Genomic DNA, 2,590 nt, shown 5'->3' with positions numbered 1-2,590 from the left:
GCTCAGTGTCTCGCGGGCTCGGAGATTGTATAAGATATTTATCCACACAACCGTTCCGCCACAGCCGCTCACCCCTCCTCTGCCACCAACGGGTCACAACGATGGCCTGTGCGGCGTGGCCTTATCGGAGTCATCCTCATATGCGTCGCGGCATCGGCGACAGGAGTGGCACTACGCGCTACGGCCGTCGACACAGGCCCAGTCCGTGACCTCGCTCGCCACGGCCGTACCGCCACCGCAGAGGCGGTAGTGACGAGCGACCCCCAGGCGAAACCCGGCGACGGCCGCCGAACGATCATCATCCGGGCGCGGGTGGAGGCGGTTCCGAGGGCCAAGGTCCGCGTCCCGGCCCTTCTGATCGCAAGTGACGACCGATGGCTTCACCTCGTCCCCAGCCAGCGGGTACGCCTCCACGGCCGGTTCGTCTCGCCTCGCGGCACCGACCTGCTCGCCGCGGTGGTGATCGTCCGGGGACCGCCCGCCGTCCTCGGGCCGCCGTCCACGATCCAGCGCGCCGCCGAGCATGTGCGGGCGAGGCTGCGGGCCGCGTCGTCGCGGCTCCCGCCCGACCAGCGCGGCGTCCTGCCCGGCATGGTCGTCGGCGACACCTCCCTCCTCGACCCCGCCTTGGCCGACGACTTCCGTGCCGCCGGGCTGACTCATCTCCTGGTCGTCTCGGGCGCGAACCTGGCGATCGTCATTGGAGCCGTCCTCGGGCTGTGCCGGCTCGCCGGCCTCGGCAGGCGGCGCGCCCCTCCCGTCGCCGTCTTCGCGGTGCTCGCCTTCATCGTGGTCGCCCGCCCGGAACCGAGCGTCCTCCGAGCGGCGGTCATGGGCCTCATCGGCATGCTGGCCCTGTTCACCGGACGGCAGCGTCAGGGCGTCCCGGCCCTGGCCGCCGCCGTCCTCCTCCTCGTCCTGATCGACCCCGGGCTCGCCCGCTCGTACGGGTTCGCGCTGTCGGTCCTGGCGACCGCGGGCCTGCTCGTCCTGGCGCCGCCGTGGCGCGAACGGCTGGCGCGCCGCCTGCCCGGCCCCCTCGCCGACGCCCTGGCCGTCGCGGCCGCCGCCCAACTCGCCGTGGCCCCGGTCCTGGTCATGCTCTCCGGCGAAGTGGGCGTCGTGTCGGTGTTCGCGAACCTGCTGGCCGCTCCCGCCGTCGCCCCCGCCACCCTCCTGGGCGCCCTCGCGGCAGCCACCGCGCCCCTCTCACTGCCCCTCGCCCAGCTGATCGTGTGGCCCGCCGGCCTGGCCGTCGGCTGGATCATCCGCGTCGCCCGCACCGCCGCCGCCCTGCCCTACGCCACCATCCCGTGGACGACCGGCGGCCTTGGCGCCGCGACCCTCCTCCTATCCGCCGGAGTCGCCGTCCTGATCCTCCGCAGCCGCCGCCTCCGCCTGATCGCGGCCGCGGCCATGACCGGCATCCTGATCGCCGTCCTCGTCCAGCGCGTGACGGCCCCCGGCTGGCCCCCGCCAGGCTGGCAGATGGTCGCCTGCGACGTCGGCCAAGGCGACGCCCTCGCCCTGTCAACGGGCCCCGGCCAGGCCGTCGTCGTGGACACCGGCCCAGACCCCGCGTCGGTCGACCGATGCCTGAGACGCCTCCACATCACGGACGTCCCGCTCCTCATCCTGACCCACCCGCACGCCGACCACATCAACGGCACGTCCGGCGTCCGGCGCGACCGCGCCGTCCACACGATCCTGACGACACCTCGCACGTCCGGCCGCGAAGCACGCCTCACCCACGGCCTGCCGACCCAGCCCGCCCAAGCCGGTCAGCAATGGCACATAGGCGATCTGACCCTCTCGATCCTCGCCCCGTCGGCCGTCGGCCCTTCCCTATCACCCGAGGACGACGGCACCACGATCAACAACGCAAGCGTGGTCCTTGTCGCCCGCAAGCCCGGCTTCAGCGCCCTCCTCGCCGGCGACATCGAAGCCGAAGCCCAACGCGCCCTGGAACCCGCCGTTCCGCCCGTCCACGTCCTGAAGGTCCCCCACCACGGATCCCGCAGCCAGGACCACCGCTTCCTAGCCGCCACCCACGCCGCCGTCTCCCTGATCTCGGTCGGCGAACACAACGACTACGGCCACCCGTCCCCAACGACCCTCAGACTCCTGCACAACCTCCACACCCGAATCCACCGCACCGACAAGGAAGGAGACATAGCCATAATCCGCACCAGAACCGGCATAGCAACCGTCCCCAGCCACACCCCGTAGCCCCGCACCACAAACACCCCACCGGCCCGCCCCATGACCCAACCAAAGCCACTCCTCTCGCCCACCCCCACGACCGCACGGACGCCCGGCACACCGGCCCAGCAGACCCAGACGACAACCGACACGGTCAGCACAAGTGCTCCCGCCAACCACTTGCCCCGAAGCCCACCGCTACGATCCAACGGCACGGACAGGGCTACGCCTTTCAGCACAAACCGAGACGAGACCAGGTGGGGGACTGTACAAATAACGGCGGATCTAACGATCAAGGAAGAGACGCCACATGACCGAGACCGCCGAGCCGTCCGCGACCGTGGACGAGTCCGTTGAACAGGGCCAGGACCAGGCCGTGAGGCCGGAG

General features: G+C 71.4%; 1 protein-coding gene. It reads left to right on the top strand.

Going from position 1 to position 2,590, the window contains the following annotated elements; translation table 11 throughout:
- Positions 1-249 precede the first annotated feature (249 nt).
- Positions 250-2,229, top strand: coding sequence for a ComEC/Rec2 family competence protein (locus E1287_RS42900; RefSeq protein ID WP_243719841.1), 1,980 nt, complete (start codon positions 250-252; stop codon positions 2,227-2,229).
- Positions 2,230-2,590 lie beyond the last annotated feature (361 nt).

It is taken from the genome of Actinomadura sp. KC06, assembly GCF_004348735.1.
Lineage (GTDB): Bacteria > Actinomycetota > Actinomycetes > Streptosporangiales > Streptosporangiaceae > Spirillospora.
The sequence above is the reverse complement of the archived record's forward strand: the minus strand, read 5'-3'. Positions and strand labels throughout refer to the sequence as shown.